Below are 15139 nucleotides of genomic sequence, written 5' to 3' on the forward strand. Positions count from 1 at the left end.
CCCGAGTATCCCGACCCGACGGTTCGCCAGGACCAGTCGTTCCATCGCGGCGTTTCGATCAGGCGCGGCTGTTGGGGCGGGTGCGCCTTCGAGGTCGCTGCGCCAGACCATGCACCAGCAGTTCTTCGGACCACCACGACCATTGAACAGCGCCGACATATCGGCCCAGCTTTCGGGTGTAACTGCGCGGAATTGCCACTCCGCGTGTGTCATCCTTAGCCGTCCAGCCGGATGCGGGCGTTTGTCGGGTCGAACGGGCTGTCCTCGACCACCACGGCATCCCATTCCTGGCGCAACATCTTGACCTTGAGCTTGGTGCCGACTTCGGCAAGGTCTGGCCGGACGTAGCCCATGCCGATCTGTTTGCCGAATGCGACCGAGTAGCCGCCTGAGGTCAGGCGACCGACCTTGACGCCATCCAGCAGCAGCGCCTCTTTGCCCCAAGGATCGGTATCATCGGGGCCGTCGATCAAGAGCGTGCAGCATTTGGAGCGGATGCCGGTGGCCAGCATTGCCGCCTTGCCCTGAAAATCCTTCGACAGGTCGACGAACCGGTCCAGCGCCGCCTCAAGCGGGGTCGCGTCGCGGCCAAGTTCGTTGCCGAAGGCGCGGTAGGATTTTTCTTGCCTCAGCCAGTTTTGCGCGCGGGCGCCCGCCAGCTTCATGCCGTGCTTCGCGCCTGCGGCCAAAAGCTGGTCCCAGAGGTAGCGCTGCATCTCGATCGGGTGGTGCAGTTCCCAGCCAAGCTCGCCGGTATAGGCCACGCGGATCGCGTTGACCGGGCACATGCCCAGTTCGATCTTGCGGGCGGAAAGCCAGGGGAAACGCTTGTTCGACAGGGCGGTTGCCGGATCAGCATCCTTGATCAGTTCGGCAAGGATCTTGCGGGAATTCGGCCCGGCGATGGCAAAGACGCCCCATTGCGTGGTGACGTCGTGGATGTCGATGTGGCCGAACGTCGGGGCCATATCCTCGGCACATTTGCGCAGGTAATCAGCGTCATACGCGGTCCATGCCCCGGCAGAGACGAGGTAATAGTCGTTCTCGCCATTGCGCACGATGGTGTATTCGGTGCGCGTCGTGCCTTGCGGGGTCAGTGCATAGGTCAGGTTGATGCGGCCCACTTTCGGCAGGGCGTTGCAGGTGAACCAGTCGAGGAAGGCGGTGGCACCGGGGCCGCGCACGATGTGTTTGGTGAAGGCGGTGGCGTCGATCAGGCCGGCGGTTTCGCGGATCGCCTTGGCTTCTTCGACGGCATAGGGCCACCAGGTGCCCCGGCGGAAGCTGCGGCCGTCATGGTCGAAGTCTTCCGGCGCGTCCTTCGGGCCGTAGTAGATCGGCCGCTCCCAGCCGTTCACTTGGCCGAACTGCGCGCCCAGCGCCTTTTGGCGATCATAGACCGGGGCGGTGCGCAGCGGGCGGGCGACGGGGCGTTCCTCATCGGGGTGGTGCAGGATGAAGACGTGGTCGTAGCATTCCTCGTTCTTGCGGGCGGCGTATTCGGTGGTGATCCAGCTGCCGTAACGCTTGGGGTCGAGGGAGGCCATGTCGATCTCGGCCTCGCCATCGACCATCATCTGGGCGAGGTAGTAGCCGGTGCCGCCTGCCGCCGTGATGCCGAAGCTGAAGCCCTCGGCCAGCCACATGTTGCGCAGGCCGGGGGCCGGGCCGACCAGCGGGTTGCCATCAGGGGTGTAGCAGATCGGGCCGTTGAAATCGGCCTTGAGGCCAGCGGTTTCGGAGGTGGGCAGGCGGTGGATCATTGACATGTATTCGCCCTCGATCCGCTCCAGATCCAGCGGGAACAGGTCGGCGCGGAAGCTGTCGGGCACGCCGAATTCGAACCGGGCGGGCGCACCCTTTTCGTAGGGGCCAAGGATCCAGCCGCCGCGTTCTTCGCGGACATACCATTTTGCGTCGGCATCGCGCAGGACGGGATGTTCGGGGTTGGTCTTGCGGTATTCCACCAGCGCCGGGTCGGGTTCGGTCACGATATACTGGTGTTCGACCGGGATCGCGGGAATCTTGATGCCGAGGAGTTTCGCGGTGCGCTGTGCATGGTTGCCGGTGGCGGTGACCACATGTTCGGCGTGGATTTCGAACTTGTCGTCCGAGGCCACGAGGTTGCCGCCCTGCTCCACCATCCGGGTGCAGTTGACCACCCATTCGGAGCCGGTCCAGCGGTAGGCGTCAACCTGGATCTTGCGCTCAAACGTGCAGCCGAACTGGCGCGCGCCCTTGGCCATCGCCTGCGTCACATCCGCCGGATTGATGTAGCCGTCCTGCGGGTGATACAGCGCGCCAACAAGGTCATCGGTCCGCAACAGCGGCCAGCGGTCTTTCATTTCCTTGGGCGTGAGGAATTCGTGGTAGACCCCGGCGGTTTCGGCGACCGAGGAGTACAGCATGTATTCATCCATGCGCGCCGCGTGCTGCGCCATGCGCAGGTTGCCAACCACCGCAAAGCCCGCATTGAGGCCGGTTTCAGCCTCCAGCGCCTTGTAGAAACCGACCGAGTATTTGTGGATATGGGTCGTGGCGTAGGACATGTTGAACAGCGGCAACAGGCCCGCCGCGTGCCATGTCGAGCCGCTGGTCAGCTCATCACGTTCCACAAGCATCGTATCCCAGCCCGCCTTGGCAAGGTGATAGGCAATACCGGTTCCCACGGCACCGCCCCCGACGACAAGAGCTTTGACATGGGTTTTCATCTGACTTCTCCGCAAAAATGCCTGCGTCTTGTCTGCCCGAACTTGGGCGCGGGCGGCAAGGTTCGTCCGACCATTAGCGTCGAAAAACGACATGTCGGGAATGGCGCTTTGGATATGCGCCGATTGACATGCCTAGGTCAGTAAGAAACAAGCGCCGCGCGGGAGTTAGCCGCTTTTTGACAAAGGAAATTTGATGTTGATTGCGATGACGGATCAGGATTTTGCGGAATTGGTGGCTGGCAAAGCGCCGCGTGACCTGCGGCTTCCTGACAGCGACCTTGCCCCCAAGGAAGTGATAGCAATGCTGCGCGACTTGGCACGGTCGATCGCCGCGGACTTCGAGCCGGCTGCCTGGATGATGGTGGAAGGGTCTGAAATCATCGGCCTCTGTTCGCTGGTTTCGCCGCCCGCAGATCGACAGATGCGGATCGGCTATGGCGTGGCGCCGACGCGCGGGCGGCAGGGTGCGGCAACCCGCGCTGTGGCCGACCTGGTGACATGGGCGCGGGCCGACGGGCGAATTGACGCCATTGGCGCAGAGACGGGCGCTGACAACCTGCCCTCCCAAAAGGTGCTGGTGCGCAACGGGTTTCACGAAGTCGGGCGCAGGACTGACCCGGAAGATGGTGCGCTTATCTGCTGGACCGTATCCACCGGCAGTTAAGCCTGGCTTCGTCGTGAGCCCGAGATTTCGAATTGCGTGGCGGAACTGGCCCTGGCGGGGCTAAAGCGTCTTCTGAACACCGCTGGCTGCGCGGCAATTGGCGTGGGCGATCACTCGTCTGCGGCTTTTTCGCCGCCAGCGGTGCCGCAGAATTTTGTTCCGGCGCGTTCCTCGCAATTGGTGGCGCCGCCCTTCTTCTTATCGCCTTGCAATTCCAGCCGGCCTTCACCCTGCAGCACGTTGCTGTCCTTGTCCTGTTCCTTGCCGTCAGCGTCCAGCGACGAACCTTCAGCGGCCGCCTCGGCTTCGGCGGCGATTCTGGCGGCCTCGCGCTGCTCGGCTTCGGTTTGCGCGCGGGCCAGGCGGTCGGCCTCGTATGCGGCGCGCGTGGCTTCATCCAGCACTGAGGCAAGGACGATGACCGGCACCTCGCCCAGCCCCTCTTGTTTGTCCACCACCGAGGCATTCATCGCCTTGACATGCAGGGTCTGGAAAAACGGCACCAGATCTTCGTCGGTCATCCGTTCGGACGCCAGCACCCGGATCTGAATCTGCGCACCGACATCTGAATAGAAATAGCGCGCGCGCATGTCGGCAGGCAGCACGTCTTCGGACACATCGAGGCCGCGTACAGTGATGAAATCGCGGGGCCGAAATTCGCCGTACATCATCTGCAGTTCCATCCGCTGCTGCATCGCCATGAAACTGGTGAAGATGATGTTGGGATAACGGACTGCCTGAAAGATCACCCGACGGTTGCCCTTTTCGTAAGTCAGGGCCACCTGTTCGACGCCTTTTCCGGACCGCTTTTTTGCAACCGCCTCGACATAGCGGCGCGCGTCTTTTGTGCTTTTGTCGGACTGTTTTGGCATGAACACATCGGTGTCTTCAGCCGTGGCAGGGCGCACGGTCCAGCCCTCGGGCGGGGTCGGCATCATGTCGGCCAATGCGGTTGGCAGGGCAGCGTCCGCTTTCGCGGCGGCGGTGGAGCCGGTCAGCCGACCGGTGAAGCCGCTGAGATATTCAACGAAGGTCAGACCCTCGGCATCTTCGGATGAGGCCCAGCGCTTTGCCATGGAATAATCCACGAACAGAAACCCGCCGACAGAAATCGTCGTGGCCAAGAGAAACGCGATCAAGCGAAACACGTGCTGTACCCCTATTCGTCAACAATTCGTTCCTACAGGGCAAATTGGGCAAGGATCGGGCAGCGCAGGGGCAATTTGCCGCCCGAGGTGGAATTGCGTCAGCCGCGCATCCGGCCAAGACTGGCGGTTGCGGCGAACAGCAGCGCTGCCACCACGATGATCGACGGGCCTGCCGGGGTATCCTGCCACAAGGACAGCATCAGCCCGCCCAAGGCCGACGCGGCCCCGATCAGCACCGCCATTGCGGCCATCGCTTCGGGATTGCGCGCCAGTCCGCGCGCGGCGGCGGCCGGAATGATCAGCATCGCAGCGATCAGCAGCGCCCCCACCACCTTGAGCGATACCGCCACCACGACGGCAAGGGCCAGCACTAGCACCATCCGCTCGCGCTCGGGCCGGATGCCGGCGGCATGGGCCAGATCTTCGTTCAGCGTGGAGGTCAGCAACCCCTGCCAGCGCCATGCCAACAGCCCCGCCACGGCCAGCGCGCCAATCCACACCAGCGCAAGGTCGGCGCGGCTGACCGCAAGGATATCGCCGAACAGATAGGACGACAGGTTGGTCCTGACGGTGGGAAAGAAGCTGACCGCCACCAGACCGAAGGCCAGCGCCGAATGCGCCAGAACGCCCAGCGTGGTATCCATCGCCCAGCCCCGCGCCGCCAGCGTGGCCACCGTCACCGCCATCGCCAGTGCCACAACCAGCGTGCCAAGGCCGATGGGCAGGTCGGTGGCCAGCGCCAAAGCGACGCCAAGGATCGCCGCATGCGCCGTGGCATCCCCGAAATATGCCATCCTGCGCCAGACCACAAAGGCCCCCAAAGGCCCGGTGGCCAGCGACAGGCCGACCCCCGCCAACCCGGCGCGAACCAGGAAATCGTCAAGCATGATCATGCTCGTGGTGATGATGCGCGGGGCTGGAATGGTCGTGATCGTGTTCGTGCTGGTACAGCGCCAGCGCGCCTTGCGTGCCAAGGCCGAACAGCGCGCGGTATTCCGGCGCGGTGGACACCACGCGCGGCGTGCCTTCGCAGCAGATATGGCCGTTCAGGCAGATCACCCGGTCACTGGCGGCCATCACCACATGCAGATCATGGCTGACCATCAGCACCGCAGCACCGGTATCGCGGCGCACCTCTTCGATCAGGCGGTAAAAGCCTGCTTCGCCCTGCTGATCCAGCCCCTGTGTCGGTTCGTCCAGCATCAGGATCTGTGGATCGGCCAGCAAGGCGCGCGCCAGTAACACCCGCTGTAACTGCCCGCCTGACAGCGCGGTCATCTGGCTGTCATCCTGCCCCGTCATGCCAACGCGCGCCAAAGCAGCGGCAGCCTGCAGGTCGGTCACCCGCACCGGCAGCGACAGAAAGCGCCGTACGGTCAAAGGCATCGAGCGGTCAAGTTGCAGCCGCTGCGGCACATAGCCAAGCCGCAACCCTGCTTGTCGAAACACCCGCCCTTCGGCCACCGGAACGATGCCCAGCAGCGCGCGCAACAGCGTGGACTTGCCGGAACCGTTCGGCCCGAGGATCGTCACGATCTCGCCCGCAGCAATCGACAGGGTGACATCATGCAACACTTCTGATGCGCCATAGCGCACGCAGACATGCTCAGCCGCGATCAGTTTCATGCGGCCTCCCGGCACTGTGGGCACAGGCCCAGCGCTTCGATGGTGGAGCGTTCGATGACAAAGCCAACCCCGGCGGCGGCTGTGTCCAGCGCGGCGCGGACAGGGGTTGCGGCGGCCTCGGACACCGCCGAACACACCCGGCAGATCAGGAAGGCGGGGGCGTGGGCCTCGCCGGGGTGCATGCAGGCGGTGAACGCGTTCAGCCGCTGGATGCGGTGCGCAAAGCCTTGTTCCACAAGGAATTCCAGCGCGCGATACGCCACCGGTGGCTGGTTGCCATAGCCTTCGCTCGCCAGCCGGTTCAACACGTCATAGGCCCCAAGCGCCTGATGCTGCTCCAGCAAAATCTCCAGCACCCGGCGCCGGACGGGCGTCAGCCGTGCCCCGACTTCGGCGCAGATCACCTCGGCCCGGGCAAGCGCATCGCTGGCACAATGGGCGTGGTCGTGGCGGGCGAAGGCCAGATCAGGGGCCGCGCAACCGGGGCAGTCGGCAGGATCATGCGTGTGGGGCATTCTTGGACCTTGACATGTTATAGTATCACATACATAGGACGGCTAACTCTAAACGGAAGGACTATTTGATGCGTTATATCATTACGATGCTGTTGGCCAGTACCGCCCTGCCCGCCTTGGCCGAAGTGCCGACCGTGGTGACCGACATCCCCCCCGTGCACTCGCTTGTGGCACAGGTGATGGGCGATCTGGGCACGCCTGTCCTGCTGCTTGGCAAAGGCGCGGATGAACATGACTTCCAGCTGCGTCCCAGTCAGGCGGGCGATGTTGCCGGGGCTGGGCTGGTGGTCTGGATCGGGCCGGAGTTGACGCCCTGGCTGGATACTGCGCTACGGAACCGGCCTGAAGGGGCAGCTGCACTTGCGCTGTTGGACGCGCCGGGCACGGTTAGACAGGATTATGCCGACGCGGGCGAGCATGACCACGATGCCGCCACCGAGGAAGCCCACGCCGAGGGAGATGAGCACGATCATTCCGGCGAAGACCCGCATGCCTGGCTTGACCCCGGCAACGCCAAAGTCTGGCTGGGCTTGATCGCTGCGGAACTGTCGCGCCTCGACCCGGACAACGCGGCCACCTATGCAGCCAACGCGGATGCCGCTGGCCTTGGCATCGATGCCTTGGACGGCGAAGTGGCGGCGATATTGGCGCCAGCGAAGGGCAGGCCGCTGGTCACCTTCCATGATGCGTTCGGCTATTTCGCGGGCCACTACGGGCTGACAATCGCCGGCAGCATTGCCCTTGGCGACGCCGCTTCCCCCGGTGCGCAGCGGCTGACCGCGTTGCGCGCGACACTGGAAGCGGGTGAAGTGCTGTGCATCTTTCCCGAAGTGCAGCATGATCCCGCGCTGGTGACCCAGATGGCCGAAGGGACCGGGGCAAAGATCGGCGGTGCGCTTGATCCGGTGGGATCAGCGCTAGAACCTGGCGCGGGCGCTTATGCGGCGCTGCTGAAGGGCATGGCCGAAACCATTGCCGACTGCACTGCAGGCTGATCCGGCTTGACCCGCGCCGTGGCCCCCGCCATCCCTGTGACAAAGCGGGAGATGAGCGATGCAAGCTATGGTGACGGGCTTCGGGATGACGGCGGCAGGCATGGCCGTCCAGCGGGTGGTCATTGCGGCGGGCGATCTGACTGTATCGCTGTTGACGCTCGGGGCTGCGCTGCAGGGCGTCAGGCTTCGTGGCGTGCCGCATAGCCTCACCATCGGGTCCGACGACGTGGCGCTGTACGAAGGGGCGTTTCGCCACCACGGCACCCTGATTGGCCCGGTGGTGAACCGCCTGACCGGGGCAAAGGCGCCGATCGGTGGGGTGCTGCACCGGTTCAAGGCCGACGCGGGCGAGGACACTATCCTGCATTCGGGGCCAGCGGGCACCCATCGCAAGGTTTGGACGCTGGCCGAAACGTCAGCAAGTCACGCCGTGATGACCCTTGATCTGAAAGATGGCGAGGGCGGCTTTCCGGGCAACCGGCAGGTTCGGGTAACCTATTCGGTGCAGGCACCCGCGACCTTGCGGATGGCGGTTGAGGTGACCACCGATGCGCTGACGCTGATCAACTTTGCCAATCACAGCTATTGGAACATTGACGGGTCGGACAGTTGGTTCGGGCATCGCTTGCAGATCGCTGCGGACCGCTATCTGCCCTCGACCCCGGTGTTCACCCCTACGGGCGAGATCGCGGATGTGGCGGGGACTGAGTATGATTTCCGCGAGGAGCGGGTGGCGGAGAAGAATGTGCCGCCGCTGGACACCTGCTTCTGTCTGGCCGATGGGCGGCGCGGGCTGACGGAGGTGCTGAGCCTGACCGGGCAATCGGGGGTGCGGCTGAGGCTGGCCACCACGGAGCCGGGGGTGCAGCTTTATGACGGGTGGGGGGCGGGGGCGCCGGGGCACCCGGCCTATCAGGGGGTGGCGATCGAGGCGCAGGGCTGGCCGGACCCGGCCGGACGGGCGGGGTTTCCATCGATCGAGCTGGCCCCGGGGGAGGTTTATGCCCCAGTCACGGAATGGCGGTTTGATCGGGTTTGAGGGGTTGTCCACGCGTGGACAAAGCTTCATGTTGAATAAAATCAATGGGTTGGTTGTTGCCCGTTAAGGATTTGTTAGGGACTTGAGCGTGGTTGAGGCGACAGGCTGCCTGGCCTTCAGCCACCCGCAGGCGGCTGCGAGTCCACCCCGGATTTCGCGCAAAGGCGCCTTACGTCGTGGGTCGCAGGGCGTGCTCCCACCCTGCGATTCTGGTTTCACCCGACCTCATGCTGATGCCTACAGAAGGCGCGAGGTCTGGTAGATCGCGAGCAGAGAGATCAGCACGCCGACCATGATAGTCAGGTACCGGGCCGGGATGACTTTGGTGACATAGCCCGCCAAGGGTGCGGCAGCGACACCCCCGATGATCAGCCCTAGGACTGGCCAGAGATAGTTGGTCAAACCCTCCGATTCCTCCCAATGCCCGGTCACGATCGCCATGACGAAGGCGGCGGATACGGCGGCGGTCAGAAAGAACTCCACCGTGTTCACGGTTCCGATCGTTTCACGCGGCGCGCCGCCCGAGCCGATGAGGCCTGTGGTCACCACGGGACCCCAACCCCCACCGCCGACCGCATCCATGAACCCCCCTGCCGCGCCGAGTGGCAGAACGAGGGCGCTTGAGGGCTCCACCCGTGGCGGAACAGCCTTGAAGCCGCGATAGAGAATGTAGAGGCCCATCAGTCCAAGGTAGCCCGCGACCCACGGCCGCAGCACATCGCCGTCGATGGCGGTGATGACGTAAGTGCCCAGCACCCCGCCCGCGATTCCGACCGGGGCCAGCCGGAAGAAGAGCCGCCAGTTCACGTTGCGGTGCCAGACATGCGATCCGGCCGAGGCTGCGGTGGTGAAAAGCTCTGCCGCGTGGACACTGGCCGAGGCGGCGGCGGGCGGCACCCCGAAGGCGAGCAGCACCGAGGATGAGACGACGCCGTAAGCCATCCCCAGCGCCCCGTCGACAAGCTGGGCCAGAAATCCAACCAAGAGGAACAGATAAAACAGGTCTTCCATCGCAGTCTCCATGTTGATTACCCCTATTGTCTACCATCTTAGTAGGTAATCAAGACTGAAGCCTTCCCTGCGCCCAACTTAGAAATCCTGTAGCGGGATTCGGCGGGATTCCGGTCAGTTGTCGTGGATTCTTGCCTAAAGGAAGGACACTTGTTTGCCGCCAATCGCCTCGGCCAACGAAATGCCTTCGAGCAAAAGCGATGTGGTGTCACGCACCGCGAGCAGGATCGGGCGAATCTCGCAGGCTTCGACGGAGCGGCAGTCGGGGCAGGCGCTGTAGGCGGAAAGGCTGGCGCAGGGGGCCAGCGCCAATGGCCCCTCGATGCAACGCAATATGTCGGCAAAGCTGATCGCATCCGCCGCGCGGCTAAGCACATAGCCACCGTTCGGGCCGCGCTTGCCGATCACCAGACCACGCGTCTTGAGGGCGGCAAGGATCTGTTCGAGGAACTTGTGCGGAATGCGCTCGGCTGCCGCAATCTCGGCCACTGTGGCCGACGCATCCTTGCGGGCAAGGAACAGCATCGCATGCAGGGCATTGCGGGCGCGTTGGGTCAACATCGCAAAGAGCTAACACCGGGCTCCTGCAGTTGCCAAGCCCGCGCGGGATTGAGCGCGCCTTCGCGCGTGCGGAAAGCGGACGATAGGCCCACCGCGCGTTTGCCTCAGACCAACCCTTCCTTGCGGAACAATGCCTTCAGGTCCGTCTCTGGCCTTGCGCCGAAATGGCTGATCACTTCGGCCGCCGCCACGCAGCCCATGCGGCCGGAGGTGGCCAGCGACTGGCCGGTGGCGAGGCCGTAGAGGAACCCGGCGGCAAACTGATCGCCCGCCCCGGTGGCATCGACAGGCACCACGCGGCGGACGGGGACGACGGCCTGCTCATCACCGCGCACCACGATCACGTCATGGCCGGAGCGGGTGCAGACGACGAGGCCCGAGTCATTCGCCGCCAGTTCCAGTGCGGCGGACAGGTCGGTCTGATAAAGCGAGCACCATTCGTGTTCGTTGCCGATCACATAGTCGAGCGATTTGACCAGACGGCGAAAGCTGTCGCGGTGGCGGTCAACGCAGAACGGATCGCTGAGTGCTATGCCAGCCTTGCCGCCCTCGGCGTGGCAAAGGTCAACCGCGCGCTCGAACGCCTGTTTGCCCTTGGGTTTGTCGTAGAGGTAGCCTTCGAGAAACAGGATCTCGGCGCTGCCCGCGACCGCGTCGGACACATCATCAGGGCCAAGTTCGGAGGAGATGCCGAGATAGGTGTTCATCGAGCGCTCGCCATCCGGAGCGACGAAGATCATCGAGCGGGAGGTGGGAAGATCGCCCCCCGGCACCGGCGGATTGACGAAATCGGTGCCCTCGTCGGCCATGGTGCGGGCGTAAAAGCGGCCCAGCGCATCGTCATGCACGCGGCCGATGAAGGCGGTGGAGAGGCCAAGATTGCCAAGGCCCGCCAGCGTGTTGGCGACCGAGCCGCCGGGCGCCTGCTGGCGGTTGGTCATTGCGCCGTAGAGCAGCTCGCCGCGTTCACGTTCCACCAGTTGCATGATGCCCTTCTGGATGCCCATCAGATCCAGGAACGAGTCATCGGCGGTGGAAAAGACGTCGACGATGGCATTGCCGATGCCGACGACCTGATAGGTTTTCATGCGGTCTTGTCCTCGTATTGGCACCAGTCGCGGATCGGGCAGATGCTGCATTTGGGTTTGCGCGCGATGCAGATATACCGGCCGTGCAGGATAAGCCAGTGGTGGGCGTGGCGCTGGAATTCCACCGGAACGTGGTCTTCTATGGCGCGTTCGACCGCCAGTTCGTCTTTGCCCGGGCAGATGCCGGTGCGGTTGCCGACGCGGAAGATATGGGTATCGACGGCCTGTGCGGGGTAGCCGTGCCACATGTTGAGCACGACATTGGCCGTCTTGCGCCCGACGCCGGGAAGCGATTGGAGCGCGGCGCGGGACGTGGGGACCTGGCCGGCGTAATCGTCAATCAGGATGCGGCTGAGTTTGATGACGTTGCGGGCCTTGTTGCGGAAAAGCCCGATGGTCTTGATGTGCTGGATCAGGGTCTCTTCGCCCAGGGCGAGCATCTTTGCGGGCGTGTCGGCGATGGCGAACAAGGCGCGGGTGGCCTTGTTGACGCCGACATCGGTGGCTTGCGCCGACAGGGCGACGGCGACCAGCAGGGTGAAATCGTTCAGGTGGTGAAGTTCGCCCTTCGGCTCCGGCTCCAGGTCTTGGAAGCGGGTGAAGATCGCGCGCATCGTGGCGTAGGGAAGTTGCTTGGCCATGCGCCCTTGTGCCAGCCGAGGGACAATCGTGCAACCGGGGCTAATGGACCCAAGGGTTCATGTCGGGGAGGTTCGGGTCGCTCTCGCATTGCGAGATCGGAAGCTCTGTGAGGCGGGAGATTGAAAGGGCTTCACCCTCGTTGCGGTCGAACTCGCCATGCACGCACGCGCAGCTGTAACCGTAGCCGGGGCCCTCAGTGATGATCTCACCCCTGGAATTGATGCGGACACGGTCGTCAAAGGCGCTGGTATAGGCCTCGAAGTAACCCGGCGGGTAGAACACGGTGCCAGATCCCGGCCACGCAATCGACCAAAGGCCGTCCGCGTCAATCAGATCAACGATGTTCGGGCTGGGATGGTCGAACCAGCCGCAGCGGGTTTCTGTCGCGGCGGCGGCAGGGGTCGCAATAAGAACGGCGACAATGCTGAGGGCTTTCGGGTGCATAGCTGGCTTTCTTGCGGTGTTGGCCGTTTCAAACATGCGGGCAAGCGTCGCGCAAGTTTGGAAAACCGGATGCGCAATATCCGGGTCGCAGCGGCGGGTGGCTGCGCCTATGTTGGCGGCGAAGGAGACAGCCCATGACCGACCAATCCCCCGCCTACCATTATTCCGTCATCGCCCGCGCGCTGAAGATCATCGACGAAGCGGGGCCTGCGCTGTCGCTGGAAGGGCTGGCGGGGCGGATGGGCATGAGCCCGGCGCATTTCCAGCGGACGTTCTCGGCCTGGGTCGGGGTCAGCCCGAAGAAGTATCAGCAGTACCTGACAATCGACCATGCCCGCCGGTTGCTGGCCGAACGCCACACCACGCTGGCTGCGGCGCTGGAGGTGGGGCTTTCGGGCACCGGGCGGCTGCACGATCTGTTCCTGACCTGGGAGGCGATGAGCCCCGGAGATTACGCGCGCGGCGGCGAGGGGCTGACGATCTACTGGGGCTGGTTTGACAGCCCGTTCGGCCCGGCCATCGTGATGGGCACCGACAAGGGCATCTGCGGCATGGGATTTGCCGCCGAGATGGGCGAAGAAGCGGCGATGGAGGATTTGCTGCGGCGCTGGCCGAAGGCCGCGTTTGTCGAGGACCCGATGATGCTGCGGCCTTGGGCGTTGCAGGCCTTTGGTGCGGAACCGGGCAAGGACACGCCGCTTTACCTGATCGGCGCGCCATTTCAGATCAAGGTCTGGGAGGCGCTTTTGCGCATTCCGACCGGCCATGTGACGACCTATTCCGACATTGCCGGGGCCATCGGCCACCCTGCGGCGATGCGGGCGGTGGGGACTGCAGTCGGGCGCAACCCGATCAGTTTTCTGATCCCGTGCCACCGCGCATTGCGCCGGGATGGCGGTCTTGGCGGCTATCACTGGGGGTTGGGGACCAAGCGCGCAATCCTTGCCTGGGAGGCAGCACGCACGGGGATGTGACGGGGGCATGTGATGCGCGAAAGCCCGCCGAAGCGGTGGGGGGCTGTAAGTCTTATGCCATCCTTGGTATAAGATGCCCACGAGCCCGGTGCACGGGCCGATCCCATCACTCGAGGCGAGAGCAAACATGATGAAGACTCCCCTGATCCTGGCAAGCGCCGGACTTCTGGCACTTACGGCCTGCGTTGATCCCAATGCCTATCCCGACGATCCGAACGCCCGCGCCCGTCAGGGTGCCATTCTTGGCGGCCTGACCGGGGCGGTTCTTGGCGGCACGTCCGGCGGCGACGACCGTCTGGCCAAAGCGGCTGTTGGCGGCATTGTCGGCGCGGCGCTTGGCGGTGCCATCGGATCGTCGCTGGACGCGCAAGCGGCGGAACTGCGCGGCTCGCTGAACTCCAGCATCTCGGTCACCAATACCGGCGAGTATCTGATCGTCAACATGCCGCAGGACCTGCTGTTTGCCACCGACAGCGCGACGCTGCGGTCAGATCTGACGCGCGACATCAATGCCGTGGCGTCCAGCCTGCTGAAGTACCCCAACAGCAAGATCGAAGTGATCGGCCACACCGACAACACCGGGTCGGCGGCCTACAATCAGGATCTGTCGCAACGCCGCGCCGTTTCGGTGGCCGATGTGCTGCGCAACAGCGGCGTACCAAGCGGCCGGATCGTGGCGTTTGGCCGGGGCGAGGATGCGCCGATTGCGTCGAACCTGACGCCTCAAGGCCGCGCCCAGAACCGCCGGGTCGAGATCATCATTCGCCCGACGGCCTGAGGCTTTCGGACTGAATTTCAAGGGCCGGGTCATCCCGGCCCTTTTGCCATTGAGATTCCGGCGAACTGGTCATAATTTCAAACCAATCATCGGGGGTCTTCATGCCATTTCAACGTCCATGCCGTTTCTGAAGGTTCAGGCGGAGAAGCTTTCGCATTCCGTTGTCCGGCAGATCGAACAGCTGATCCTGCGCGGCATCCTGCGGCCGGGCGAACGGCTGCCGTCGGAACGCGATATGGCCGACAAGATGGGGGTATCGCGCCCATCCCTGCGCGATGCGATTGCCGATCTGTCGGAACGCGGGCTCTTGGTCAGCAAACCCGGTGCCGGGGTTTATGTGGCGGATGTGCTGGGGTCGGCGTTTTCAGAGGCGCTGATCCAGCTGTTTTCCACGCATGACGAAGCGGTATTCGATTACATCGCCTTCCGGCGCGATATGGAGGGGCTGGCGGCAGAACGGGCGGCGCGGCTGGCGTCAGAGACCGATCTGAAGGTGATCGCCACGATTTTCGCCAAGATGGAGACGGCGCATCAAAAGCGCGATCCATCGGATGAGGCGCAGCTGGACGCCGAGTTTCACATGGCGATCATCGAGGCCAGTCACAACGTGATCATGCTGCATATGCTGCGGTCGATGTTCGACCTGTTGCGGCGCGGAGTGTTCTACAACCGGCAAGTCATGTTCAAGAACCGGATGACGCGGGATCAGCTGCTGGATCAGCACCGCGCGATTAATGATGCGGTGCAGGCGCGCGATCCGCTGGCGGCGCGTGCGGCGGTGATGACGCATCTGGAATATGTCGAGCGGTCTTTCAATGACCAGATCAAGGCGGAAAAGCACGAAGCCATCGCCCGCCAGCGCTTTGAGCACGAGCAGTCGCGGTAAATGAAAAACCCGGGCGTCCCTGCGGGGAACCCGGGTTTTGCTTTCAGATGCGAAAGA

The 15139-nt window shown here is 63.8% G+C and carries 17 protein-coding genes; 6 read left to right on the forward strand and 11 right to left on the reverse strand.

Annotation, left to right across the window (positions count from 1 at the left end):
• The coding region (locus RMO18_RS09165; RefSeq protein WP_309665406.1) for a hypothetical protein at nucleotides 1-213 on the reverse strand (213 nt) is incomplete at its 3' end.
• 2 nt (nucleotides 214-215) lie between these two features.
• Entirely contained in the window at nucleotides 216-2711 is a 2496-nt protein-coding gene (locus tag RMO18_RS09170) for an FAD-dependent oxidoreductase (RefSeq protein WP_309665407.1), read from the reverse strand.
• A gap of 193 nt (nucleotides 2712-2904) precedes the next feature.
• Here RMO18_RS09170 and RMO18_RS09175 point away from each other — a divergent pair, with 193 nt between their 5' ends.
• Nucleotides 2905-3375, forward strand: a complete 471-nt coding sequence (locus RMO18_RS09175) for a GNAT family N-acetyltransferase (RefSeq protein WP_309665409.1) — start codon at nucleotides 2905-2907, stop codon at nucleotides 3373-3375.
• 110 nt (nucleotides 3376-3485) lie between these two features.
• Here RMO18_RS09175 and RMO18_RS09180 read toward each other — a convergent pair whose 3' ends face one another.
• The 4 genes from RMO18_RS09180 to RMO18_RS09195 all read right to left on the reverse strand — a co-directional run bounded on the left by RMO18_RS09180 (nucleotide 3486) and on the right by RMO18_RS09195 (nucleotide 6664).
• Complete coding sequence (locus RMO18_RS09180; protein ID WP_309665410.1) at nucleotides 3486-4523, reverse strand: hypothetical protein; 1038 nt, start codon at nucleotides 4521-4523, stop codon at nucleotides 3486-3488.
• A gap of 98 nt (nucleotides 4524-4621) precedes the next feature.
• Nucleotides 4622-5410 (reverse strand): metal ABC transporter permease, encoded by a 789-nt coding sequence (locus RMO18_RS09185; RefSeq protein ID WP_309665412.1) that lies wholly within the window; start codon nucleotides 5408-5410, stop codon nucleotides 4622-4624.
• Nucleotides 5403-6149 carry a metal ABC transporter ATP-binding protein gene (locus RMO18_RS09190; RefSeq protein WP_309665413.1) on the reverse strand — a complete coding sequence of 249 codons (747 nt, stop codon included), beginning with the start codon at nucleotides 6147-6149 and terminating at the stop codon, nucleotides 5403-5405. The genes RMO18_RS09185 and RMO18_RS09190 overlap by 8 nt, the downstream gene beginning before the upstream one ends.
• Nucleotides 6146-6664 (reverse strand): transcriptional repressor, encoded by a 519-nt coding sequence (locus RMO18_RS09195; RefSeq protein WP_309665414.1) that lies wholly within the window; start codon nucleotides 6662-6664, stop codon nucleotides 6146-6148. Before RMO18_RS09195 ends, RMO18_RS09190 begins: the two co-directional genes overlap by 4 nt.
• A 68-nt stretch (nucleotides 6665-6732) precedes the next feature.
• Here RMO18_RS09195 and RMO18_RS09200 point away from each other — a divergent pair, with 68 nt between their 5' ends.
• Nucleotides 6733-7659 (forward strand): metal ABC transporter solute-binding protein, Zn/Mn family, encoded by a 927-nt coding sequence (locus RMO18_RS09200; protein ID WP_309665415.1) that lies wholly within the window; start codon nucleotides 6733-6735, stop codon nucleotides 7657-7659.
• A 58-nt stretch (nucleotides 7660-7717) separates the two neighbouring features.
• A complete protein-coding gene (locus RMO18_RS09205) occupies nucleotides 7718-8698 on the forward strand; it encodes an aldose epimerase family protein (protein WP_309665416.1) in 981 nt (326 codons plus the stop codon).
• A gap of 237 nt (nucleotides 8699-8935) precedes the next feature.
• Here RMO18_RS09205 and RMO18_RS09210 read toward each other — a convergent pair whose 3' ends face one another.
• From RMO18_RS09210 to RMO18_RS09230, 5 genes are all read right to left on the reverse strand, one after another.
• Entirely contained in the window at nucleotides 8936-9709 is a 774-nt protein-coding gene (locus RMO18_RS09210) for a sulfite exporter TauE/SafE family protein (RefSeq protein ID WP_309665418.1), read from the reverse strand.
• 135 nt (nucleotides 9710-9844) lie between these two features.
• Nucleotides 9845-10270, reverse strand: a complete 426-nt coding sequence (locus RMO18_RS09215) for an Rrf2 family transcriptional regulator (RefSeq protein ID WP_309665420.1) — start codon at nucleotides 10268-10270, stop codon at nucleotides 9845-9847.
• Nucleotides 10271-10374: 104 nt separating this feature from the next.
• Nucleotides 10375-11358 (reverse strand): adenosine kinase, encoded by a 984-nt coding sequence (locus tag RMO18_RS09220; RefSeq protein WP_309665423.1) that lies wholly within the window; start codon nucleotides 11356-11358, stop codon nucleotides 10375-10377.
• The gene (nth, locus tag RMO18_RS09225; protein WP_309665425.1) at nucleotides 11355-11999 is read right to left on the reverse strand and encodes an endonuclease III; all 645 of its coding nucleotides are present in this window, start codon (nucleotides 11997-11999) and stop codon (nucleotides 11355-11357) included. Before nth ends, RMO18_RS09220 begins: the two co-directional genes overlap by 4 nt.
• 40 nt (nucleotides 12000-12039) lie before the next feature.
• Complete coding sequence (locus RMO18_RS09230) at nucleotides 12040-12480, reverse strand: DUF4087 domain-containing protein (protein WP_309665426.1); 441 nt, start codon at nucleotides 12478-12480, stop codon at nucleotides 12040-12042.
• Between the two features lie 98 nt (nucleotides 12481-12578).
• On the opposite strand from RMO18_RS09230, the gene RMO18_RS09235 reads away from it, so the two are divergent.
• The 3 genes from RMO18_RS09235 to RMO18_RS09245 all read left to right on the forward strand — a co-directional run bounded on the left by RMO18_RS09235 (nucleotide 12579) and on the right by RMO18_RS09245 (nucleotide 15082).
• Entirely contained in the window at nucleotides 12579-13418 is an 840-nt protein-coding gene (locus RMO18_RS09235) for a bifunctional helix-turn-helix domain-containing protein/methylated-DNA--[protein]-cysteine S-methyltransferase (RefSeq protein WP_309665428.1), read from the forward strand.
• A gap of 127 nt (nucleotides 13419-13545) precedes the next feature.
• Complete coding sequence (locus RMO18_RS09240; protein WP_309665429.1) at nucleotides 13546-14196, forward strand: OmpA family protein; 651 nt, start codon at nucleotides 13546-13548, stop codon at nucleotides 14194-14196.
• 118 nt (nucleotides 14197-14314) lie between these two features.
• A complete protein-coding gene (locus RMO18_RS09245; RefSeq protein WP_309665430.1) occupies nucleotides 14315-15082 on the forward strand; it encodes an FCD domain-containing protein in 768 nt (255 codons plus the stop codon).
• The last annotated feature ends 57 nt before the right edge of the window (nucleotides 15083-15139 follow it).

It is taken from the genome of Tabrizicola sp. (assembly GCF_031377265.1).
GTDB lineage: Bacteria > Pseudomonadota > Alphaproteobacteria > Rhodobacterales > Rhodobacteraceae > JAUYQR01.

Coding starts and splice junctions, on each gene's coding strand:
- RMO18_RS09240 (WP_309665429.1), top strand. CDS start 13,546: ATGATGAAGACTCCCCTGATCCTGGCAAGCGCCGGACTTCTGGCACTT.
- RMO18_RS09200 (WP_309665415.1), top strand. CDS start 6,733: ATGCGTTATATCATTACGATGCTGTTGGCCAGTACCGCCCTGCCCGCC.
- RMO18_RS09185 (WP_309665412.1), bottom strand. CDS start 5,410: ATGCTTGACGATTTCCTGGTTCGCGCCGGGTTGGCGGGGGTCGGCCTG.
- RMO18_RS09190 (WP_309665413.1), bottom strand. CDS start 6,149: ATGAAACTGATCGCGGCTGAGCATGTCTGCGTGCGCTATGGCGCATCA.
- RMO18_RS09220 (WP_309665423.1), bottom strand. CDS start 11,358: ATGAAAACCTATCAGGTCGTCGGCATCGGCAATGCCATCGTCGACGTC.
- nth (WP_309665425.1), bottom strand. CDS start 11,999: ATGGCCAAGCAACTTCCCTACGCCACGATGCGCGCGATCTTCACCCGC.
- RMO18_RS09195 (WP_309665414.1), bottom strand. CDS start 6,664: ATGCCCCACACGCATGATCCTGCCGACTGCCCCGGTTGCGCGGCCCCT.
- RMO18_RS09170 (WP_309665407.1), bottom strand. CDS start 2,711: ATGAAAACCCATGTCAAAGCTCTTGTCGTCGGGGGCGGTGCCGTGGGA.
- RMO18_RS09210 (WP_309665418.1), bottom strand. CDS start 9,709: ATGGAAGACCTGTTTTATCTGTTCCTCTTGGTTGGATTTCTGGCCCAG.
- RMO18_RS09235 (WP_309665428.1), top strand. CDS start 12,579: ATGACCGACCAATCCCCCGCCTACCATTATTCCGTCATCGCCCGCGCG.
- RMO18_RS09175 (WP_309665409.1), top strand. CDS start 2,905: ATGTTGATTGCGATGACGGATCAGGATTTTGCGGAATTGGTGGCTGGC.
- RMO18_RS09230 (WP_309665426.1), bottom strand. CDS start 12,480: ATGTTTGAAACGGCCAACACCGCAAGAAAGCCAGCTATGCACCCGAAA.
- RMO18_RS09215 (WP_309665420.1), bottom strand. CDS start 10,270: ATGTTGACCCAACGCGCCCGCAATGCCCTGCATGCGATGCTGTTCCTT.
- RMO18_RS09245 (WP_309665430.1), top strand. CDS start 14,315: ATGCCGTTTCTGAAGGTTCAGGCGGAGAAGCTTTCGCATTCCGTTGTC.
- RMO18_RS09205 (WP_309665416.1), top strand. CDS start 7,718: ATGCAAGCTATGGTGACGGGCTTCGGGATGACGGCGGCAGGCATGGCC.